Annotated in this window: 15 protein-coding genes; 6 read left to right on the top strand and 9 right to left on the bottom strand. The window is 69.4% G+C overall.

The features are described from left to right. Positions 1–131: 131 nt before the first annotated feature. The 3 genes from ACFVGW_RS00005 to ACFVGW_RS00015 all read right to left on the bottom strand — a co-directional run bounded on the left by ACFVGW_RS00005 (position 132) and on the right by ACFVGW_RS00015 (position 5755). A complete protein-coding gene (locus ACFVGW_RS00005; protein ID WP_385850036.1) occupies positions 132–3347 on the bottom strand; it encodes a bifunctional cytochrome P450/NADPH--P450 reductase in 3216 nt (1071 codons plus the stop codon). A 147-nt stretch (positions 3348–3494) separates the two neighbouring features. Further along, on the bottom strand, positions 3495–4433 hold the full coding sequence (locus ACFVGW_RS00010; protein WP_385850037.1) for a M56 family metallopeptidase: 939 nt from the start codon (positions 4431–4433) through the stop codon (positions 3495–3497). Between the two features lie 251 nt (positions 4434–4684). Continuing rightward, positions 4685–5755: a zinc-binding dehydrogenase gene (locus ACFVGW_RS00015; protein ID WP_385850038.1), complete on the bottom strand. Its 1071-nt coding sequence runs from the start codon at positions 5753–5755 to the stop codon at positions 4685–4687. A gap of 539 nt (positions 5756–6294) precedes the next feature. Here ACFVGW_RS00015 and ACFVGW_RS00020 point away from each other — a divergent pair. After that, positions 6295–7680: a flavin monoamine oxidase family protein gene (locus tag ACFVGW_RS00020; RefSeq protein WP_385850039.1), complete on the top strand. Its 1386-nt coding sequence runs from the start codon at positions 6295–6297 to the stop codon at positions 7678–7680. A gap of 279 nt (positions 7681–7959) precedes the next feature. On the opposite strand, the gene ACFVGW_RS00025 is transcribed toward ACFVGW_RS00020, so the two are convergent. The 3 genes from ACFVGW_RS00025 to ACFVGW_RS00035 all read right to left on the bottom strand — a co-directional run bounded on the left by ACFVGW_RS00025 (position 7960) and on the right by ACFVGW_RS00035 (position 11006). Beyond that, a complete protein-coding gene (locus ACFVGW_RS00025) occupies positions 7960–8658 on the bottom strand; it encodes a DUF1345 domain-containing protein (protein ID WP_385850040.1) in 699 nt (232 codons plus the stop codon). Positions 8659–9037: 379 nt separating this feature from the next. Further along, positions 9038–10645 carry a transporter gene (locus ACFVGW_RS00030; RefSeq protein ID WP_385850041.1) on the bottom strand — a complete coding sequence of 536 codons (1608 nt, stop codon included), beginning with the start codon at positions 10643–10645 and terminating at the stop codon, positions 9038–9040. Positions 10646–10649: 4 nt separating this feature from the next. Beyond that, positions 10650–11006, bottom strand: a complete 357-nt coding sequence (locus ACFVGW_RS00035; protein ID WP_385850042.1) for a hypothetical protein — start codon at positions 11004–11006, stop codon at positions 10650–10652. Positions 11007–11343: 337 nt separating this feature from the next. On the opposite strand from ACFVGW_RS00035, the gene ACFVGW_RS00040 reads away from it, so the two are divergent. Both ACFVGW_RS00040 and ACFVGW_RS00045 read left to right on the top strand, forming a co-directional pair. Beyond that, the gene (locus tag ACFVGW_RS00040) at positions 11344–13563 is read left to right on the top strand and encodes a SpoIIE family protein phosphatase (protein ID WP_385850043.1); all 2220 of its coding nucleotides are present in this window, start codon (positions 11344–11346) and stop codon (positions 13561–13563) included. A 749-nt stretch (positions 13564–14312) separates the two neighbouring features. Next, on the top strand, positions 14313–15203 hold the full coding sequence (locus ACFVGW_RS00045) for an MBL fold metallo-hydrolase (RefSeq protein WP_385850044.1): 891 nt from the start codon (positions 14313–14315) through the stop codon (positions 15201–15203). Between the two features lie 118 nt (positions 15204–15321). On the opposite strand, the gene ACFVGW_RS00050 is transcribed toward ACFVGW_RS00045, so the two are convergent. From ACFVGW_RS00050 to ACFVGW_RS00060, 3 genes are all read right to left on the bottom strand, one after another. Next, positions 15322–15702 carry a hotdog domain-containing protein gene (locus tag ACFVGW_RS00050; RefSeq protein ID WP_385850045.1) on the bottom strand — a complete coding sequence of 127 codons (381 nt, stop codon included), beginning with the start codon at positions 15700–15702 and terminating at the stop codon, positions 15322–15324. After that, the gene (locus tag ACFVGW_RS00055) at positions 15699–17363 is read right to left on the bottom strand and encodes a flavin-containing monooxygenase (RefSeq protein ID WP_385850046.1); all 1665 of its coding nucleotides are present in this window, start codon (positions 17361–17363) and stop codon (positions 15699–15701) included. Before ACFVGW_RS00055 ends, ACFVGW_RS00050 begins: the two co-directional genes overlap by 4 nt. Before the next feature lie 219 nt (positions 17364–17582). After that, entirely contained in the window at positions 17583–18542 is a 960-nt protein-coding gene (locus ACFVGW_RS00060) for an alpha/beta hydrolase (protein ID WP_385850536.1), read from the bottom strand. Positions 18543–18711: 169 nt separating this feature from the next. Between ACFVGW_RS00060 and ACFVGW_RS00065 the strand changes: the two genes are divergently transcribed. From ACFVGW_RS00065 to ACFVGW_RS00075, 3 genes are read left to right on the top strand one after another with little or no spacing between them, the layout of a single operon-like run. Then, positions 18712–19377, top strand: coding sequence for a hypothetical protein (locus ACFVGW_RS00065; protein WP_385850047.1), 666 nt, complete (start codon positions 18712–18714; stop codon positions 19375–19377). Further along, positions 19370–20740 carry a glutamine synthetase family protein gene (locus ACFVGW_RS00070; protein WP_385850048.1) on the top strand — a complete coding sequence of 457 codons (1371 nt, stop codon included), beginning with the start codon at positions 19370–19372 and terminating at the stop codon, positions 20738–20740. The genes ACFVGW_RS00065 and ACFVGW_RS00070 overlap by 8 nt, the downstream gene beginning before the upstream one ends. Then, the gene (locus ACFVGW_RS00075; RefSeq protein WP_385850049.1) at positions 20737–21510 is read left to right on the top strand and encodes a gamma-glutamyl-gamma-aminobutyrate hydrolase family protein; all 774 of its coding nucleotides are present in this window, start codon (positions 20737–20739) and stop codon (positions 21508–21510) included. The genes ACFVGW_RS00070 and ACFVGW_RS00075 overlap by 4 nt, the downstream gene beginning before the upstream one ends. Positions 21511–21560: the final 50 nt, after the last annotated feature.

A 21560-nucleotide genomic window follows, 5' to 3' on the forward strand; every position in this document is an offset into this window, starting at 1 on the left:
GACACATCAAGGGGGCCACCCGATTCTCGGATCGGGTGGCCCCCTTGATGTCGTCCGGCCCGCCGCTGCACGGCCACGGACCCGTCGCCGGATCCGTGGCCATGGGGCTGGGTGGGGTGCGGTGGCCGAGGTCAGCCGGCCCAGACGTCTTCGTTGTAGCGGCCGGACTCGATCATGCCGGCCAGCCAGGCGGCTGCGTCCTCGTCGCTGGCCCCGGTGTACTCGCGGTGGATCGCCATGAACGCCTCCCTCACGGCGGGCGCCATCCGCCGACCGTCACCGCAGACGTACACCCGGCCGCCTGCCTCCAGCGCTGCCAGGACTTCGTCGCTCTCGCGCGCGATGCGGTCCTGCACGAAGCGGGCACCGTCCTCGGGGGCGTGCATGAAGGTGGGGCGCATGCTGGCGGCGCCCGCCGCGTCGGCGGCCTCGAACTCCTCCCGGTGGAGGTAGTCCACGTCCGGGTGGTCGCATCCGAAGTAGTTGAGCAGCGTGCCGGTGGACTGGTTGTGCAGCCGGTCGAGGACGGCGCCCCGGAAGGGCGCGACGCCGGTGCCGGCACTGACCAGGACGACCGGCACCTCCGGGTCGTCGGGCAGTCGGAACGACTCGGCGCACGGCAGCACCCGCGCCTGCACGGTGTCACCGGCGTTCACCGTCTGGAGATAGTGCGAGGCGATGCCGTGGAAACCGCCTTCACCTCGCCGGTGCGGTGCGGCGAGCAGCGACACCATCAGGTCCACCTCGCCGGGCGCGGTTTCGGCGGAGGAGGAGATGGAGTAGTGGCGGGGCCGCAGTACGGGCAGCAGCTCCAGGAAGTACTCGAAGGGCAGTTCGCAAGCGCGGTACTGCTCCAGCAGGTCGAGCACGCTGCGCCCGGCGTCGGTGACCTGCTCCCGGAAGGTGTCCGCGTCGGCTGCGGCGAGTTCGGCCAGCGGCCGCTGCTCGGGCGGGCATTCCGTGTGCTCGGCCAGGACGGCGACCTGCTCCGGGGTGGCGGGGTCCTGGAGCTCCACGAAGTCGGTGAGGAGCCGGCGCAGGGTCAGCGGGCGGTCGACGGGCAGGGCGGCGCGGGTGCGGCGGCGGGTCCCGATCCGGACGGTGCGGTCCAGGTCGAGTGCGAAGCGGCCGGCGACCCGGCGCACCAGTGCCTCCGGGTTGCTGGGCAGGACCGCCAGGTGGTCGCCGGTGCGGTAGGTCACGTCCTCGGGCAGGCGTAGCTTCAGGAAGCGCTTGGAGCGGCCGAGTTCGTGGTCCATGTCGACCAGTTCGTGTGCGTCGAGCACCTGCATCGGCTGGACGCCGTGCCTGGCCGCCAGTTCGCCTATCACCGAGTCGGTGGCGTCCTGGATCTCGTAGAGGCGCGCGTCGTCCTGCGGCTCTACCGCGGCCGCGAATCCTTCGGCCTCCTCGCCGTGCCGCTCCAGAAGGGCGTTCCACAACTCGTCGGTCCAGCGGTCCACGACGCTCGCGAAGTCGCCGGAGGCGTCGGCCGCGCAGCGCTCCAGCAGAGGGGTGGCACCGGCGGCTGCGAGACACTCGTCGATCAGGGCGGGGACGCGCTGGTAGGTCGCGGCCCAGTTGCGGTCGCCGACGCCGAGCACGGCGTAGGTGAGGCCATCCAGGGAGCCGGGCTCCAGGCCCTCCAGGTACTTCATGAACTGGGCGGCGTCATCGGTGGGCCTGCCGTTGTAGGAGGCGGCCACGATCACGACCGGTCCCTCCGCCTCGCCCAGCTTGCCGGCATGGTCGTCCAGGGATGCGACGGTCGTGGTGAACCCGTGCTCGTCGCCGTCCGCGGCGAGATCGCGGGCCATACCCGCGCAGGTGCCCAGGTTGGAGCCGTGCAGCAGGGTGAGGGCGGTGCCGGTGGCGCGGCGGACCATGGAGCCGTCCCGGGTGGCGGCGGGGATGGCGGTGCTCACGGCCGCGGCGGGCGTGCGCCGCTCGCCGCTGGAGCGCCGGGCCAGCTTGACGGTGAAGCCGTCGGGCTTGATGGTGAGCGATGACTTGATCTGCAACTCGTAGTCGGTGTGGTCGATCAGCCGGTAGCGGTGCACCAGCAGGCCCAGCATCAGGGTGGCCTCGTGCAGGGCGAACTGGCGACCGATGCATGCGCGTTCACCGTTGCCGAAGGGCTTGAACAGGTGGACCGAGCGCGCCGCCTCCCGCTCGGGCGTGAAGCGCTCGGGGTCGAACAGCTCGACGTTCTCGCCCCAGGCCGGGTCCCGGTGCAGGGACAGGCTGAGCACCATGATGGGCTGGCCCCTGCGTACCGGATAGCGGCCGCCGATGACCGTGTCCGCGAGCGGCTCGACGGTGAAGGCGGGCGCGGTGGGCCACAGCCGCAGGCTTTCGTTGAGCACCTGGCGGATGTAGGTGAGCTTGCCGACGTCGCCGTACTCGGGATCGGGGGTGTCCGTGTCGCCCCACAGGGCATCCACCTCGGCCTGGGCGCGGGCGAGCACTTCGGGGTTCTTGGTCAGGTAGTACAGGGCGAAGGTCAGCGCACCGCTGGTGGTCTCGTGCCCGGCGATGAGAAACGTGATCACCTGGTTGCGCATGTTCGCTTCGTCCAGCAGCTCGCCCGTGACCGGGTCCGGGGTGTTCAGCATCCGGCCCAGCAGATCGTCGGTGCTGGTGTCGCCGGACGCCCGGCGCTCACGGATGATCCTGTCCACCAGGTCCCTCATCGCCTGGTTGTCCCGCTTGAACTGCTCGGTCTGCTTGCGCCGGAACACCTCCGCGCCCGGAACCGCTTCGAGCGTGTCCTGGGCGTAGTCCAGTGCTCGGAGCGCCGCTTCGACGAACGGATGCGCCCGGTCACGGGAGAACGACTCGAAGTCGAAGCCGAAACCGCACAGGCCGATGGTGTCGAAGGTCAGCCGGGTCATGTCCTCGGAGACCGCCACGGGGCCGCCGTCGGCCTGGTCCCACTTGCCGATCAGCGATCGCGCCACGCGGAGCATCGGCTCGTGATAGCTGCGCATCGCCCCGAGCGAGAACGACGGCATCAGCACGTCGTGCGCCTTGCGCCAGTTCGGCTCGTCACCGTAGGCGGTGAACAGACCGTCCCCGCCGATCGGTCGGACCGAGCTCAGGTCCTTGCCGATCGCCTTGCGGAACCGGGTCTCGTCCGAGAGTTCGGTGACCATGTCCAGCCCGCCGACGACGACGAGCTCGTCGCCGAAGGTGCGGATCCGGTAGATCGGCCCCAGCTCCTTGACCTCCTTCATCAGGTGGTGGAGGAAGTCGGCTCCACCGGGAAGCGTGAGGGCGTGGCCGACAAGGGGCAGCCCCGGACGCTCAGGGATGGCCTGGGGCGTTGCGGAGGGCGCCTGAGTCATGAGCGTGCCTTTCGTTGCGCGTCAACAGTCGTTCCGCAACCAAACTAGATGAAGTGGTTCGAGTGACAAAGTCGAGTGACTGTGTTGTACGACATGGTCGAAGTGGGAACTGTTTGGCGATCAGCATCCCGCGCGTACCGCCGCTGGTCAGCCGGGTGCCTCGATGCCTGACGCAAAGGCGATGAGGGGCGGCATGAGCGGGGCCGCAGCCGCCGCGGTGGCGATGAGGATGCGCTTCCACGGCCCGAGCCTCGGCGGGGGCGCAAGAAGACGGTCCACCCGGTCGGCGAGCAGACGACGACCGACGGCGCGGGAGAAGACTCCGCGATGCCGGTTCAGCTCGATGAGGGCCAGCGCGGTCGCGACGTGCCCGCACCGCCGCGCGGCGGTGTCGTCGGCGGCCAGTTCCACGAGCCGATGGGTCCATTCGCGGAAGTGGACGAACAGCGGGACCTTCGTGAAACTCACGGCCAGCGCGGCGGACAGGTGCATCAGCCAGTCGTGGCGGGCTAGGGCATGACTACGCTCGTGGGTGAGGATTGCGTCGAGCTGCCGGTCGGTCAACCGACGCAGTGCACCCGTGGTGACGACGAGCCGGGACGGGCTGCCGGGCAGCCACCAGGCATCCGGGGACTCCTCCTCCAGAACCAGCAGCGGACCGGAGCACGCGGGAAGGCCGGTGGGCAGCTCGGGCGCCCGCTCCGCGAGCCGGGCACGGGCCTCGCGGCGGGCCCGCCGCACCACCCTGAACTGCCGGGCCAGCGCAGCCGCCGTCCATGCCGCGCCTGCCGCAAGGAGCACCGCGAGGGCCGTGACCCAAACGGGGGCGAACGACAGCTTGTCCGCGGTCGCAACACCGGACGGTACGGAATCAATAAGTTGCTCGCGCACCGAACGGAAGGCCGCAGCCGCGCACAGGCCCAGCGCGGCCAGACCGCTCAGCAGGACAGTGACGACCAGACACTGCCACACCCACAAGCCGAGCACGGGTTCCCGTTCCGGCCAGACCGCTCGGTCAAGTGCGCGGGCGACCGGTACGGCGGCCGCCGCGCCAAGGGCGCACAGCAGGAAGAGGCAGCCCGTCATGCCGGCACGCCCAGGGCCGGCAGGTGGGGCGGGCGGGCGGTCAGGGCCGCCGCTTCCAAGTGATGCACGTGTCTGGCGCCCATGTCTCTCGCGTAGGTTCGCCGGTCCTGTGTGGCGCGCTCCCGCGCAGCAGGGCCTGCGCCGGCCGCCCGAAAGCGAGACCAGCGTTCCCGGCCGCGCCGATCAGCGAGGTGCCGCAGTGCGCTCGGTCCACAGCGGACCGGCCTCGCCGGGCCACGCGCGACAGGACCTCAAGGAGTGAGTACGAGCCGGATCGGGTCGTCGATCTTCTTCTCCAGGCGGGCGACGGCGTCGGCCGCCTCCGCCAGGGGCACCTGGGCCGTGATCGAGGGCGCCAGGTCGAGCCGGCCTGCGGAGACCAGACGAATCAGCTGCTCCACGTGATCCTCGCTCGACCCGTAGTGGCCGCGAATCTGCTGATTCTGGAAGCAGAAGTTCACGCTGTCAGCGACGGTATGGGGCTCGGGGGTGAGGCCGGCAAGGACGAGGACGCCGCCGGAGCTGAGAGCTGCGGTGGCCTGGGTGCGGGCAGCGCCGACGCCGGCGAAATCGAAGGCGACCTGCAGGCCCTGCCCGGCGGTTGCCTGGCGCACGGCCTGGGCGAAGTCGGGCGCCGTCGGGTCGAGCGCCAGGTCCGCCCCGAAGGCCAAGGCCCGCTCGCGCGCGCCGGGCAGCGGATCGATGGCGATGATGGGGGCCGCGCCGACCAGACGGGCGATCCTGATGCCGTGGGCGCCGATGCCACCGGCCCCCCAGATGCCGACGGATTGGGCGGGGCGGACCGCGCCCGCTTCGACGATCGCGGCGTAGGGGGTGGAGACGGCGTCGGGGATGATCGCCGCCTGGTCGAAGGGCAGACCGTCCGGCAGCGGGACGAGGGTGTCCTCACGGGCAAGGGTGTACTGGGCCCAGCCGCCGTCGTAGTCCACGCCGCGGGTCAGTGGCTGCCGACATGTGCCGCGGCGGCGCACCACGCAGTCCTCGCACTCCCCGCACGTCTGGCCTGCCTGCAGGACGACCGGCTGCCCCTGCACCCAGGCCCCTCGTACGTCCGGGCCGAGGGTGTGGACGACACCCGCGACCTCGTGGCCGAGGGTGAAGGCGCCACTCTCGCGCACGGCGTCGACGGGGGAGATCGGGCTGATGCTGCCGTCGATCAGGTGCAGGTCCGACAGGCACACACCTGCGGCACGCACCTCGACGAGGACCTCGCCGGGGCCGGGGACCGGCACGGGGACCTCTTCGACGGCGAAGGTGAGGGTGTCCAGGTGAAGGCGGCCGGCAAGCATGCTCGTGTTCATGGGTGAACCTCGGTTCGTCGAAGGGCGTCACATTCGTTCACGCAACATTGTCACTTGATTATGTCGCTCTACCTTGTCGTCCGACTGGGTCAGCGTCAAGCAGGTCGAGCTGGGGCGTTGGCAGAGATGGGCAACCTTTGCCGGCCCCCACGGTCGGCCGCTCGGCACCGACCGCCACCAGGAGGGCCCGCCCGGCCGGACCGGAACACCCGACCCGAGAAGGGGGTGACCGGAGTGCGGCGCACCTGTAAAGTCGAACTCGATTCGACGTTTTGTTGTCGACGCTCGGGCCGCCGAGGGGAGTACAAGGCCGGCAGGGAGCAGCTGTGGAGGCCTCGCCAGGTTCGCCCCGGAGACGGGACCTGTCAGGGCCACGACATGAGCCGGTGGGTGCCGGCGGCGGCCCACGCACGAGGAGTTCACGCGTCCGTCGAGAACCGACCGTGATCACCGTCGACACGGCAAACCGCACCCTCGATGCCGGCTGTCCGAGCGGAAGACGACACGGAAGCCGTCCTGATTGCGAAGTGAGGAACAGCATGGCAAACGCGGAACCCGGGCTCGGCACGACGAACGAGGCGCGGCCCGTACGCGAGGAGAGCTGCGAGGTCGTCGTCGTCGGAGCGGGAATGGCGGGGCTGATGGCGGCCACCACGCTCGCCGGCAAGACCGATGCCCTCGTGCTCGAGGCGTCGGAGCGGGCGGGCGGACGTGTCGAGACCGTCCGGAAAGGCGACTACTGGATCAACGTCGGGACTCAGTTCACCGAGGGCACCGGACCGCTGATCGACGCTCTCCATCGTCACGGCATCGCGATGGGATCACTGTCCGACAAGAGCGCGGCGCTGGTTCTCAACGGCGTACTGGTGGACACGTCCAAACTGTCCGAGCTCATGTTCCGTACGCGGATGAGTCTTCTGGACCGGATCGGCCTCGCGGCGGTCGGCGCCCGTATCGTCTCGTCCGTCCCGTTCATGGAGTCGGACGGCAAGATGGCGAAGAGGGTGCGCGCCAAGCTGGACAGCCGCCTCGCCTCGGATCTTCTTCGGGGCGTCCGATCCGAGTTGGCCCATGACGTCCTCAGGTCATTGACGGGCCAGTGGATGGGATGTGAGCCCGGCGAAACGGCCGCGGGCCAGCTGATCACGTCGGTCGCCATCATGATGACGGACCCGGACAAGGAGTCCAACTTCGCGCTTCCGGTGGGAGGCAACCAGACGCTGACCGACATTCTGGCCACCGACCTCGGCGAACGCCTCCGGCTCGGGGCCGGTGTCCGGTCCGTACGGCCGGACGGGGCCGGCGTCGTCGTCGACTACGCCGACGCGGGAGGCCCGGTGCGGGTGCGCGCGAAGCGGGCCGTTGTCACGGTCCCCAGCGATGTCGCGCTGCAGATCCTTCCGGGGCTTCCGCAGAGCTACCACAACGCGTTCGCCGACATTCGCTACGGCCGCTACGTGATCGTCGGCTTCTTCACCGACGAAGTAGGGCCCCAGCCCTGGGACGACTTCTACGCGGTTTCCACGCCGCAGCTCTCGTTCCAGGCGGTGTTCAACCACGCCGCCGCCATGCGCGGGAAAGGCGCACGGAAGCCCGGCGGTGCGCTGGCCTGCTTTGCCGGAGGCGCACAGGCCGACAACTTGTTCGAGCTTTCCGATGAGGAGATCACCGCTCGGTTCGCAAAGGACCTTCTTTCGGTCTACCCGCAGCTCCGGGGGAAGTTCGGAGAGGGCATCGTGCGGCGGCACCGTCGCGTGGTGCCCTTCTGGGCTCCGGGAAGGCGCGCATCGCTGCCGACGCTGCGAGCCCCTCTCGGGCCGATCCACCTCGCCGGCGACTACCAGCTCCACCTGCCTACGCTCGCTGACGCGGCGACGTCGGGCGAGAACGCGGCAAAGGCGGTTCTCGCGAGTCTGGGGCGCTGACTTCAGCTCTCGGTCGATCTCCCCAGTGGCCTCCACACGCTGATTCACTGGTTGCAGACGGGCCATCGCGCGACGACGGCGGAACGGCTCACAGCCGGACCGTGCGGTGGCCCCCGAGCTCCCGCGAAAGGTGGAAACCGCAACCCGGCGGCTGTGGCGCCGTCGGTGGGCACCTGCAGGGAGGTAGCCGCGTTCGATCATTGCCGACCAGCCGTGCACGGCCTTGCGTGTCAACGTGTTGGTGAAGCCCGGGGCCACGGTGATGAGTTGCTCACCTCGTCAGATGCTGTCCAGGGCGGCGACGAGGCTGGCCACCGTGACCGTGTTGAAGACGAACGCGATGCACGAGTTGGCCGTCACCGTCCGGCGCATCTCCCGGGAGAGCACGGTGACGTCGGTCGTACCGAACGTCGTCATCACCGAGAAGGCGAAGTAGACGTAGTCGATCCAGAGCGGGCTCTGCTCGCCGGGGAACTCCAGAGCCCCTTCACCCTCCACGAGGTTGTCGGCCTGGAAGGCGACCGCGAAGGACACGGCGACGCAGATCCAGGCGACGGCCGCCATGACGAGTGCCACCGCCGCACGGCCGGCCGGTTCGAACGCGGAGCCGAGGTGCCCGGGGCGCCACACCACCGCCACCACGAGTGCGGCGGCTGCGATGAAGACAGACACTCCCGGGCCGGGTGCGGTCCCGTACACGTACCGCTGGAGCACTGTGCCCCGCGCCTCCCGGCGGGCCCAGTCGCGTACGCGTTCCGTAGACGCGGTCGAGAAGGCGACCACCGTGACCATGAGGTACGGGAAGAGGTAGGCGAGTAGTACCAGCACGCACACGTCCGCCCCCGTGACGCGCGCCCAGCTGCCGTCGAGGCCGAAAAGAAGTCCTGCCGTTCCTACGGCGACAAGCGCGCTCACAGTCGAACGGCGGCGTTCGGAGAGCCACTGGTTCCGGCGCCGTCGTGTGGGCGGCTGATTCATGAACGAGCTCCTCGAGCCGTTCGGCCCGTCACGGGCTGAGGCTTTCGTCGACGGTTCACCCAGCCGCGACGTGCGCACCATGGGGGTTGCATCCGCATGCCCTCACCATCTTCCGGCGGGAGCCCGGCTCCCGCCGATTTCGGCCTCCTTCGGCAAGGCGTACGAAGCGTGGTCAAGCAGCCGCGCGCCTCCGCTACCGGCGGGGGTTCTCGGCTACGTCCCGCCGGGGTGTCCTCGTCTCTGCCGCGTCCCGGGCCCTGTGTGACTCGTGCTGTGGCAGGCCATCGACTCGGTCCGGGGCATCAGCCCGCCTCCTACCGGACCGGGAAGCATCCGGGCGGAGCCGGACGGGTGAGGGGCCGGCTCCGCAGGCTGCGTCTTACCCCTTCACGTACTCGTGCGCGGTCCGCCGGGAGCCCTGTTCGGTCCGCGCCGGCGACCTCGTGCTGCCGAGCCACCCGAGGAGGAACGCGGCCGGTACGGAGATCAGGCCGGTGGTGTGGAACGGGTACCAGTCGAAGGACACGTCGGGCCACAGCGCGTACGCGCTCCCCGAGACGGTGGGCGAGAAGATCGTGAGGACGGTGCAGAGGAGCAGTCCCCCGTACACGGACCACAGTAGCCCCCGGCGATTGAACCCCGGCCAGAAGAAGGAGTAGACCAGCACCGGGAAGACGCAGGTGGCCGCGACGCCGAGCGAGAACGTGACCAGGAACTCGACGGGATAGCTGTGGAAGGCGGTGGAGAGCACCAGCCCTCCGAGGCACAGGACGACGACGGTGGAACGAAGCGCCCAGACCTGTCCGGTGTCGGTGAGAGGGCGCCCGGTCCGGGTGAGGACGTCGCGCGTGACGGAGACCGCGGCGGTGAAGGTGATGCTGGACACGGCCGTCAGCACCGCGAGGAAGGCGATGCAGGCGACGAGGGTGATGATCACGACGCGTGTGGTCGATCCGTACCCGAAGAGGCCGGAGGCGAGCAGGATCGGAGCCGCTTGGCCGTTCGCGTCGACCGCGCCGATCTGTCCGCTGCCGACCACGGCGGCCGCCGCGAAGCCGGTCGTGATCAGAAGGAGGTAGAAGATCGTTGTCAGACCCGCGGCGATGCTCGTGGAGCGCCGTGCCGCTCGTCCGCACCGCGAGGCGGCGACGCGGAGGATCAGGTGCGGCATCATCGCCATGCCGAGGATGACGACGATGTGGTCGCTGATCGTGTTCAGCGGGCCGAGGCCCGCGGTGTGCGCCCAGAGCCCCCGGCTCAGGTAGCCGTCGGGCGCGATGCTCTGCTGCACCGCGGCGTCGAGCAGACCTCCGGGGCTCCACGAGAACTTCCGCAGGGCGAGCAGGGTGACCACCGCGAGCGCCACCAGCGTGACGGGGACTTTGACAACCTGGACGAAGCTGGTTCCCCTCAGGTCCGCCACCCCGGCGAAGCAGGCGACGAGGCAGCCCATCAGCACCGTGCACGCCACCTGGGCCGTGTCGCTCGACATGCCGATCAGGAGCGCCGCGCTGATGCCGGCGGCCCGCAGCTGGACCATGAGCACGGGAACCGTGATGACGAGCGTCACCACGGCCGCCGCTGTGCGCGCCTCTCGGCCCGGCGCGCGCAGTGAGAAAAGGCCGCCGAGCGTGTACTGGCCGCTGTCGCGGATCCTCTTGGCGAGGAGGAGGAGTACCCCGAGTGCGATGACGCTGTCGACAGCGGAGGTGAACCCGTCGTAGCCGAAGAGGGCGATCGCTCCCGACGCGGCGAACAGCGTGACGACCGTGATGTATTCGCCCGCCAGGGCTACGCCGTTAAAGACCGGCGGGAGCGACCTGCCGGCCGTGTGGAGCCTTTCCGGGTGTTCGTCCTGGCTCGCGAGAGTGAAGACCCACAGCAGGCACAGGCCGATGAAGACCAGGAAGGTGGTGATCACGGGGCCCCGGGCGGCCGAGCCGACCGGATCGAGGACACCCGCACTCAGCAGGAGTGGAGCCGTCACCGTCTCACCACCCGCGCTCTCGGGCGGGAGACGTACCCGCGTTCCCGGCCGGCAGGTCCTCGGGGGCGAAGAAGCGCTCGGCGGGAGTGTCCGGCCGCACGGACCGGGCCTCGTACCACCACACGCTGACGAGGAAGACGCCGAGCTGCAGGGCGCCCCAGACGACGCCGAGCGTGAGACGCCCGTACACACGGGTTCCCGTCAGCGCGGTGGAGCAGGACAGCACGACACCAATGGCCAGGGGCACCGCGTTGGCGGCCAGGAAGGTACGCCCGACGCGCCGGCCGATCTCATCGGGAGAAGCGCCATGTCGGGGCGCGGGCGGGCCGCCGGGTGGGGCCGGCGTGGAGGGGAAACGCACGGAGACCTCCGTAAAGAGGGTGGTCGGGCGGGCATGAGGACATGCGAGAAAGCCGAGGCGACCCATGGGAACCCATGGCAGGCCCCGGCCGAGATCATCGGGGGCATCGCCAGAGAGGTGGTGTCACACGGCTACGCAAGGCGACCGCCCTCACGATCGGCCGATCGGGCCGAGGAATCGCGAGCGGTGCGTGTACCGGCGAAGAGTTCGATACAGAATCGAGTTCGTGTTTAAGTGTACGCATGGATGATCGCGCACCGTCAACCGCTGCCGACCCAGGACAGGTCGACTCTCCGCCCGGTGGCAGGCTTCAGACGCTGTACGGACAATTGATCTCATGAAGGATGATGTGGATGTTCTCCTTCGCCGCCTTGCCCGAGAATTCAGACCGAGGACGAACGAGTCGGTCGACGCCCTGCTGCTGCGCATGCGCGAGGAGCTTCCCGAGCCGTGGCAGCACGAGGACATCACCACTCTCGCCTCCGAAGAAACGATCGGACACCTCACAGCTTTTCTGGACGTGCTTGAGCACGGCCTCGACGCCGCCGAGGTCGAAACGCCTCCCCCGTCCCTCGAGATCGCCCGCAGGTTCGCCCGCGGCGGCGTTCCCATCAGCACGCTCCTGCGCGCCTACCGACTCGGCCACGTCGGCCTGTTCCAGCTGTTTCAGGCAGAGGTTCCCCGGCTCACCGACGATCCGGAACTGATCAACGCCGTGGCGATGCGACTACTGGCGCAGGGGTTCGTCTATGTGGACCGCAGTTCCGTGCGCGTCGTCGAGGCCTATCAGGAGGAACGCGACCGGCGGTTGCAGCGTCGGCTTCTCCTGACCAACAAGGCAAGCCTGCGGATCGGCACCACCCTGGACATCGGCCGCACCGCCCAGGAACTGGCGGACGTCGGAACCGACGACTTCGCCGATCTCGTCGTCGTCGACCTTCGCACCATCGTCCTCGACGACGAGGACGCGCTCCCTGCGTCGGGCCCGTCGCCGCTCCGCCGCGTAGCCCACCGGTTCGCGTCCGGCACCCGAAGCACGGAGCCGCGCACGCCGCCGGGACGAACGCACACCTACCCGGAGGAATCGGAGCCGGCCCGCGCACTGGCCACCGGCCGGGCCGCGCTGCACCACCTCCCCGGCTCCGAGGCCGAGGCATGGTGGCAGTCGACTCCGGAGAGCGGGGACGAGGCGTACGACCCCGACGGCTTCCACTCGGTGCTGCTGCTGCCCCTGCCTGCCCGCGGAGAAGTCCTGGGCCTCGTGCAGTTCTTCCGTGCGGAAAGCTCGGCCCCCTTCGACGAGGACGATCTCTTCCTCGCTCAGGAGATCGTCGCAAGAGCGGCGGTGTCCATCGACAACGCACGCCGGTACACCCAGGAGCGTTCCACCGCGCTCACCCTCCAGCGCAGCTTGTTGCCGCAGCGCACGGTGGAACAGCCGGCCGTCGTCGCGGCCACTCGCTACCTGCCCAGCGGGGCCAGGGCGGGAGTGGGCGGCGACTGGTACGACGTGATCCCCCTGTCCGGGGCGCGAGTCGCCCTCGTCGTGGGCGACGTCGTCGGGCGCGGTCTGGGCGCCGCAGCCACCATGGGCCGCCTCCGGACCGCCGTCCGCGCCTTCGCCGACATCGACCTGATGCCCGACGAGCTGCTCACGCACCTGGACGACGTAGTCATCCGCCTCCAGAACGAGGAGGGGCAGGAGGCGGGCGAGACCAGCGCCACCTGTCTGTACGCGATCTACGACCCCGTCTCCCGCGTCTGCTCCTTCGCCAGCGCGGGGCACGTCCTTCCGGTCGTCGTCACTCCCCCGGACGGCGAGGACGACACTGCGGGCTCCAGGCCGGTCGAACTGCTGGAGGCACCGATCGGCCCCCCGCTGGGCCTGGGCGGTCTCCCCTTCGAGACGACCCAGCTGACACTGCCCGAAGGCAGCCTGCTGGCCCTGTTCACCGACGGCCTCATCCGAAGTCGCACGCGTGATGTGGACGCCGCCCGTGCGTTGCTGGGCGACGTTCTCGCGGGAGGGCCGACACCGCCGAAGGCGGTGGACCGGGCGGAACCAGCAGAATCACCCGACGAGATCTGCGACCGGATCCTCGCCGCTCTCCTGCCCAGCCGCTCCTCCGACGACGTCGCCCTCCTGGTGGCACGCACCCGGGCACTCGACCCCGGTCACGTCGCTGCGCTGGACCTCCCCTCCGACCCCGCGGTCGTGGCCGACGCCCGCCGCTTCGCGTCCGGCGCGCTGACCGCATGGGGACTGGAGGAACTGTCCTTCACCACGGAGCTCATGGTCAGCGAACTGGTCACGAACGCGATCCGCTACGGCAGCGTCCCCATTCAGTTGCGGCTCATTCTCCAGTCCACGCTGACGTGCGAGGTCTTCGACGCCAGCAGCACCGCCCCGCACCTGCGTCGCGCCCGGACCTTCGACGAAGGCGGCCGCGGCCTGCTGCTCGTCGCCCAGTTCGCCGAGCGCTGGGGCACGCGACACAGCCGCGAGGGCAAGGTCATCTGGGCCGAACAGGCCCTCCCTACAAAGGAAAACGACTGACCCACGCAACTGCGCGCCCGGGTACACCAGGGGCGGGTCAGAGGCACGCACCAACTTCTCCGGCACTTCGTGGCGTCCCGCGAACCACAGTTCCGCACAGCTCGGATGCCGACGGAAGTAGCCGAGGTGCAGCCACGGCGGCATCGAGGACGGTCCGCCTGCGCTCATTTCCGCGGCGCTGCACCGGGGTGGTCCGGGTCGGCAGCAAAGGGGCCACGCCCTTGTCGAACGTGATCCGAGATCGCATCATCGGCGCTCGCACCTTCTCCGCGACCGCGGGGTTGACAGGCCCTGAGTGCGCCCTAAGATCGAACCCGAATCGATATCAATCAATACTCGGTTGCTCGGACAGGCCGGAACATCAGGCATTCGGTCGTGCCCACATGGTGTGGAACCGAGGCGGAGAGCCGTGTTCAGGAGGCATGACGTCGTGGCGACCGGTGCCTACTGCGAGGGGGCGACGCGGCGCGAGGCCTCGGCATGACGAGCCGCTCGGGGGCTCCGCTCGACGCACACGTTCGTGTCGGCGCCGGGCTCGGACGGGCACGACCTTCGGTCACCGGGCGAACTCGGCGACACATACGTGCATCGGCTCCAGCTACTCGTGCGGCACCGGTACCAGCGCCATGGCATCCCGCGCCCGCTTCCTCGCCCGCCAGACGAAGCGGCCCGGTGAAAGCGTGACACCGGCCAGCATGGGTCAACTCGACACACTCACAACGGGATTCACGGACGAAGGAGTACCTACCATGACCACCCCGGGATACGCGGAAGAGCGGTACGCCGGGGTCACCGTGCTCGTCGGAGCCGAGCGGGGCGCCTACCCGTACGCCAACTCCGTCCTTGTACGCGGCACCTCCGAAACGCTGGTCATCGACCCGTCGCTGTCGCTCGTCGGAGCTGCACCGCCGGCGGACGTGGTCCTGGTGAGCCATGCCCACGAGGATCACGTCGCGGGTCTCGGCGGCTACGAAGTGCCCGTCCACGTCCACGAGGGCGACCTCGCCGCGCTGCGCTCACGCGACGTCATGGCCGCCGGCTACGGCCTCCCGCCGGACGCCACAGCGGACACCGAAGTGATCCTGCGCGACCAGTTCCACGTGCGGGACCGGCCCGACGCAGCGGCATTCGCCGACGGAACGGTGTTCGACCTCGGCGGTCGCACCTTGACCGTCGTCCACCTCCCCGGTCACACGGCCGGCCACAGCGGCTTCCTGGTCGAACCGGACGGCTTCCTGTACGTGGCGGACATCGACCTGACCTCGTTCGGCCCGTACTACGGGGACCTCGGGAGCAGCCTCCCGGACTTCGAGGCGTCCATGCGCCGGTGCCGGGAGATCGGCGCCCGCTGGTACGGCACCGCCCACCAGAAGGGCGTGATCGAGGGCGCGGGCGAGTTCTCCGCGCGGCTCGACGCTTTCGCCTCCGTGGTGAAGCAGCGGGACGCGACGCTCCTGGCGTTCCTCGACGAACCGCGCACCGTCGAAGAGATCACCGCACACCGCCTCGTCTACCGCCCCCATATCGATGGCCCTCACGTGGAACCGGTCGAGCGGCGGACCGCGGCACAGCACCTGCGCCGGCTGATCAGCACAGGACTGGTCACGGAGGTCGGGGAAGGACGGTTCCGCGCCGCGTAACGCCTGCGCGAGCACACCGCCCACCGAGACCGGCCCGCCGCCGACAGCGGGCCGGTCGCTCGTGTGGGGTACGCGGCTCGGGCTGCTCACCGCCGACCGTCACCTCGCGCCCCCGCGGTCACCTTGCCGTCGTTCCCGCTTCGGCCGGAACGACAGCCGTGCCTCGCGCTCGGGTGGCCAGGATGGGTTCGGGGAGCACCTCGGCCCGGCCGCTGTCGTCGACGGCTCGGCAGATGATCCGCAGCTCGAAGTCGACGGTGCGGCTGCGCCTTCCCTTCGACGCCAGGCGCGCCTCCACTTCGACGACGTCGCCGCCACGGACCGGGGCCAGGAACTCGACCGACGCGTACCCGGCGAACAGGCTCTCGTGACCGTCGAGGGTGATCGCCAGGTGCGTTCCTGCGTCTCCGAAGAGCTTCAGTCCGAAGGCCCCGTCGACCAGGTTCCCCGCGTAGTGCGCCTCGGAGTGGGCGACGTAGCGCTGGTGTACGACCTTCACGCGATCTCCTTGTGAATACGGCCGAGGCGACGGGCTACGGTCTCGCCGTCCAGCTCGATGCCCGGGTAGCCGCGCTTGGCGAGCTCGGTACACATCCGGCGGTACTTGCCGACTCCGCCCACGTAACCGAGGAAGGTCGTCGGCTTGCCGGTCACGTTCGATCCCCGGTACCAGGAGTCGGTGGTCGCGTAGAGCGTCTGGCTGACCGTGTCCTCGGTGATCTTCACCCAGTCGTCCTGAGCTTCGGCCGTCGGCTCGATGACCTCGGCGCCACCGGCCTTCGCGTGCCCGATCAGATCGGTGATCCAGTCGACGGCTTGCTCGATCGTGACCACGACATTGCTCGCCAGCGCGGGGCTCTGCGGTCCGGCGATCATGAAGAAGTTCGGGAACCCGGCGGCCATGATGCCCAGGTACGTCCGGACTCCGTCGCTCCACGCGTCCTGCAGCCTGCCGGCCTCCGGGGTGGAGACGTTCAATGCGAACAGCGGGCCGGTGAAGGCGTCGAATCCGATCGCGAGCACGATGGCGTCGACCTCGTACGAGTCGGCACTCGTGACGATGCTGTCGCTCGTCATGGTGTCGATCGGCTCGTCGCGCAGGGAGACCACCGAGACGTTGGAACGGTTGAAGGTCTCGTAGTAGTCGGTGCCGAAACAGCTGCGCTTGGCGCCGAGCGGGTGGAAGCGGGGCTCGAGGACTGCGGCGGTCGCCTGGTCCTGGACGATCTGGCGGATCTTACCGCGCACGAACTCTGCCGCGGTCTCGTTGGCGCGCGCATCGGTCAACAGATCGGAGAACTCGCCGCCGACCCCGTTGAACCCGCTGCGCACATAGGCCCGCTCGTAGCGCTCGCGACGCTCCTCGTCGGAGACGTCGAACGCGGCGGCGTCCGGGATGCGGTCCGGGATGCCGCCGAGCGAGTGGCGGCACTCCTCGCGGATCGCCGCGTAGCTGCTCTTGATCTCGTCGACGTAGTCCGCCGACAGCGGGACGTTGCGGGCCGGGAACACATAGTTGGGGGTGCGCTGGAACACGGTGAGGTGCTCGGCGACCTCGGCGATGAGGGGAATGCACTGGACCGCGGACGAGCCGGTGCCGATCACGGCGACTCGCTTGCCCGCCAGATCGCTCAGCGGAATGTCCCACCGGCTCGTCGAGACCATGGTCCCGGTGAAGTTCTCCAGGCCCGGCACGTCAAAGTCCTTGGGCGCCGAGAGACCGCCCGAGGCGGCGAGCAGGTGTCGGCCCCGCCGGGTCTCACCGGAGTCGAGGGTCACCTCCCAGAGCCGCTCGTCCTGGAGCCAGGTCGCGGACGTCACCCGGGTGCCGAAGGTGAAGTGACGGCGCAGGTCGAAGCGGTCCGCGACGTGATTGATGTAGCTGAGAATCTCGGCTTGCGGTGCGAAGCGCTCGCTCCACGTCCACTCCTGCAGAAGCTCCTGACTGAACGAGTAGGAGTAGTAGATGCTCTCGACGTCGCACCGGGCACCGGGATACGTGTTCCAGAACCAGGTGCCGCCGACATCGGGCGCCACTTCGAATCCCGCGATCGTCCAGCCCTTCTCGACGGCCTTGTACGCCGCGTAGAGGCCTGAAAATCCCGCACCGACGCAGAGGAGGTCGACGACGGGTGCGGTGGATGGGGTGGTCTCAGTCATGCGTGTGCCTTCGGGTAGTCGACATGCGGTGGCATCTGGCCGTCAGGGCTTCGCCTAGGCGGGGGACGTCGCCCCTCGGCGCATCGAAGAACGCATCTCAGTCATCTGACTTAGTCGTTTGATCCACAGAATCTAGCCACGGGCCCGAGCGCCGTCAATAGTCGAATGCGATTCGATTCGCGCCGGTCGCGGCCGTTCAGGCATCGCCGTCGCGGCCGTTCAGGCATCGACCAGGTCTCGCAGGTGGCGCGCCACCTGCGAGATAGCCTCGTCCGTCCTGGCGAACACACCCACCTCGGTGAAAAAGCCGTGGAACACGCCGGCACAGCGGATCGAGGTGACCTCCGCTCCGTCACGCCGCAGCCTTTCGGCGTACGCCTCGGCGTCGTCGCGAAGCGGGTCGACCGCGGCGGTGAGAACCAGCGCCGGCGGAAGATCCCGCAATGATGCGGCGCGCATGGGGGCGGCGTAGTGATCGGCCGATCCCGTGTGGTCAGGTCCGAGGTACTGCTCCCAGAACCAGCGCGCATCCGCACTGGTCAAGAGAGGTGCGTCGGCGAACTCCGTCCAGGACGGGGTGGCGAATGCGTCATCGACGGCGGGATAGACGAGCACCTGGGACACCGGCCGAGCGAGCCCCAGGTCCCGGAGCTTGAGACACAGCGCCGCGGCCAGACTGCCACCGGCGGAGTCCCCCCCGACGGCGATCATGTGCGGGTCGATGCCGAACCCCGGAGCCGAACGGCGAAGCCAGGCGAACGCATCGAAACAGTCGTCGAGGGCTGCCGGATAGGGGTTCTCCGGCGCGAGTCGGTACTCAAGGGAGAGCACCGCCCACCCGGAGCGGGCGGCGAGCGCGCGACAGACCTCGTCCACTCCGTCGAGGGTGCCGAGGACGAAGCCGCCTCCGTGCATATAGACCAGCGCCGGACGCGGTCCGCCGGACGGCAGGGGGCCGTCCGGGTGGTAGAGGCGTGCGCGGAGCTCGCCGGAGCGGGCAGGCAGGGTCAGGTGTTCGACCCGGTCGAGGGGTGTGATCGGCCACTCCGACGGCGGGGTGGCCAGGAGCTTCCGCGCCGCTTCCGCGCCCAGCTCGCGGACCGGTTTCTTGAGGGTTCCGGCGATGAATCGTGCCGCGCCCTGCGCATCGGCATCCAGCTGCGCCCAGTACGAGGGCATCACTTCATTCACTGTGGGGCCTCCCCGAAGTCATTGACAGGTCGCGACCTGTACCCCACCATCCTAGTCACCTGATCTAGTCACTTGACCATGATGATCACGGTCCATCCGAGATCCGAGGCAGCCGATTCGCGGCGCGTGTGATCTCCCGAAGTCGAAAGGACTACGGATGACCGAAACCACGACGGCCCCTGCGGTGTCCGGCGCAGCGACCGCCACCGAGATCGACGTAAGGATCGAGGACGATGCGACTCCCCTCGTCCGGTTGATCGGCCGCACCTTGCGGGATTCCGTCCGAGCGGGCCACGCGCTCCCGGTACTGCGGAATCCGGCCGCCACAGTGGCGATCCGGTCCCACGAGACGCCGCAGGCGGCGACGATCACCTTCGGCGGCGGCGTCGTCGAGGTCTCGAGCGGAGTCCGCGTCGAACCCGATGCCGCGATCACCGTCGACCTGAACGCCAGGTTCGCTCCCGTCGACGCCCCCTCGGGGAACGCCGAGCTCGCCGCGGACGCGCTGCTCGCGCTGTCGCCGCCGGTGCCGGACTGGCAGTCGGCCGCCGAGCACTTCTGGACCGCCGCGCGCTCCGTACCGGGGATTCCGGACGTGCTCATCGCGGTCACCGAGGGTCCCGAAGGCCTGGAGCAGGTCGTTCTCGGCGAGGGCGCGACGCACTACCTGATCGCCGGAGCTCCCGAGGCCCTCGCCGGCGTGTTCTCCGGAGCCGACGACCTGCTCGCCGTTCTCTCCACGGGTGCGCTCGGGATCCAGGGCACTCTCTCTCAGCTGTCGGTCATGGTCGGCGCGTCCTGGAAGGTTCGTTACGATGTCTGAACTCACTAAGCTCGCCGCGGGAGTTGACGCCCGTGACTCCAGGACGCGAGCCGTCCGGATCGAGGCGACGAACCACGACGGCTCGTTCCTCGGCAAGACCCTGGCGCCGAAGAAGTTCGCCTCGGGCCTGAACTCGGGGTTCGCCTTCGCCGACCTCCTGTTCGGGCTCGACCTCGGAAACGCACCGGCCTTCGGTTTCGCCTTTCCCGACTGGCGCGGCCACCTGGACGACGTCTACTTCCGCCCCGACATGTCGACCCTGGTCGAGTGGGAGCCGGGGCTCGACGCCGTGATCGGCGACTACTGGCTGAAGGACGGCACTCCGGTCCCCATCTGTCCACGCAACCTGGCGAAGAGGATGACCGGCCGACTCACCTCGCTCGGCTTCACGGCGACCGTCGCCGTCGAGATCGAGGCGACGGTCTTCGAGGAGTCCGTCCACGAGGCGCGCGCACGCGGATACCGCGACCTGACTCCACTCGGCGGGAGCGCGGGCACGGCCTATCACCTGGCGAAGTCGAAGGACTGGACCGGTTACATGAAGGCCGTCGCCGACCGGCTCGACGCGGTCGGCATCGAGTGGGAGGCCTGGAGCGACGAGGACGCCGCCGGCCAGATCGAGATCAACTTGGCTCCCGGCGATCCGATCACGGTCTGCGATGCCTGGGCGCGGACCCGCCAGATCATGCGCGAGGTCGCGTTCGACCTCGGCCACACGGTCACCTTCATGGCCAAGCCCACCGCGGGCTACGGGCAGGCTTCGCACATCAATCTGTCCCTCCAGCGAGACGGCGCCAACGCGTTCTACGCGGTGGAGGGGCCGTCGGAGACGATGCGCCACGCCATCGGCGGTCTGCTCGCGACGATCGAGGGCAACACGTCGATCGTGCTCCCGCAGATCACCTCGTACCGGCGCCTGGTGGATCTCAGTGGCCCGCCGGTCACCGCCAGCTGGGGCATCAGCAACAAGACCACGGCGGTCCGGGCGGTCTGCGGGCACCCGGCGTACTCCCGTCTGGAGTACCGGGTCCCCGGCGCCGACGCCAATCTGTATCTCGCGCTCGCCGGCGTGCTGGCCGGTGTGATCGCAGGCCTCGAGCGCAAGATCGAACCGCCGGAGCCGGTCGCGGAGATGGCCTGGTGCATGCCGCCCGGGGAGATCACCCGGCTGCCGGACACCATCACGAAGGCCGCCGCCGCCCTCGAAGCGGATCCGATCCTTCGCGGCCTCCTCGGCTCCGACTTCGTGGACTACTGGGTCGGATCGCGTCGGTGGGAGTGGATGCAGTTCCACACCACGGGCGGTGATCCGTTCGCCGAGCTCTCCGAGTGGGAGTCCGTCCGATACTTCGAACTGCCGTGAACGCGAAGGCCGACACGCCGACCGCGGTGCGCCCTCTGATCGGCATCACCGGCCGGCGGATCCGACTGGACCTCATCAAGGGTGCGGACCGGCGGTACGGCGATCGCTGCGCCGACAGCTACATGTCCGACTACGCGATCCGGATCGCGCGAGCCGGCGGTCTCCCCGTGAACCTCTCGTACGAGACAGACGCGGAGGCGGTCTGCCACTGGCTGGCCGGCGTCGTCATCACCGGCGGGCAGGACCTGCATCCGGCGTGCTGGGGAGGGGACCCGTCCGTAGTCCGCGACATCGACCCGCGTGCGGACCCGATGGTCCACGATGCCGAGCGGGACGCGTACGAGCTCGCGCTCGTACGTGCCGCGCTCGAACGGCGCATCCCGGTGCTCGCGGTGTGCCGGGGCATGCAGGTCCTCAACGTCGCGCTCGGCGGCACGCTCATCGCCGATCTTCCGCCCGGCGAGGTACGGCACCTGTCGCAGGAGGCCGCGCTCACCGACGGCACCGATGATCACGTCGTGACCTTCGAGGCCGGCTCGATCGTCGCGGGACTGTTCGGAGCACGAGCTGTCACCAACTCGTGGCACCACCAGGCCGTCGACCGCTGCGGCACAGGGCTTCTCGTCACGGGCCGGACGGCTGACGGTGTGGCCGAGGCGGTGGAGCTTCCGGACGCACCGGTACTGGGAGTCCAGTGGCACCCGGAATGGATGGAGAGCGACGATCCGACGATGACGTGGATCGTTGAGGAATCCCTCAAACGCCTGTGACGAGGCCGGCCCGGGCGCGTCGGCGTGCCGCCGGCGGGTGGACGCACTCG

Source organism: Streptomyces sp. NPDC127129 (assembly GCF_042671585.1).
Taxonomy (GTDB): Bacteria; Actinomycetota; Actinomycetes; order Streptomycetales; family Streptomycetaceae; genus Streptomyces.

Coding starts and splice junctions, on each gene's coding strand:
- ACFVGW_RS00005 (WP_385850036.1), bottom strand. CDS start 3,347: ATGACTCAGGCGCCCTCCGCAACGCCCCAGGCCATCCCTGAGCGTCCG.
- ACFVGW_RS00010 (WP_385850037.1), bottom strand. CDS start 4,433: ATGACGGGCTGCCTCTTCCTGCTGTGCGCCCTTGGCGCGGCGGCCGCC.
- ACFVGW_RS00015 (WP_385850038.1), bottom strand. CDS start 5,755: ATGAACACGAGCATGCTTGCCGGCCGCCTTCACCTGGACACCCTCACC.
- ACFVGW_RS00020 (WP_385850039.1), top strand. CDS start 6,295: ATGGCAAACGCGGAACCCGGGCTCGGCACGACGAACGAGGCGCGGCCC.
- ACFVGW_RS00025 (WP_385850040.1), bottom strand. CDS start 8,658: ATGAATCAGCCGCCCACACGACGGCGCCGGAACCAGTGGCTCTCCGAA.
- ACFVGW_RS00040 (WP_385850043.1), top strand. CDS start 11,344: ATGAAGGATGATGTGGATGTTCTCCTTCGCCGCCTTGCCCGAGAATTC.
- ACFVGW_RS00045 (WP_385850044.1), top strand. CDS start 14,313: ATGACCACCCCGGGATACGCGGAAGAGCGGTACGCCGGGGTCACCGTG.
- ACFVGW_RS00055 (WP_385850046.1), bottom strand. CDS start 17,363: ATGACTGAGACCACCCCATCCACCGCACCCGTCGTCGACCTCCTCTGC.
- ACFVGW_RS00060 (WP_385850536.1), bottom strand. CDS start 18,542: ATGCCCTCGTACTGGGCGCAGCTGGATGCCGATGCGCAGGGCGCGGCA.
- ACFVGW_RS00065 (WP_385850047.1), top strand. CDS start 18,712: ATGACCGAAACCACGACGGCCCCTGCGGTGTCCGGCGCAGCGACCGCC.
- ACFVGW_RS00070 (WP_385850048.1), top strand. CDS start 19,370: ATGTCTGAACTCACTAAGCTCGCCGCGGGAGTTGACGCCCGTGACTCC.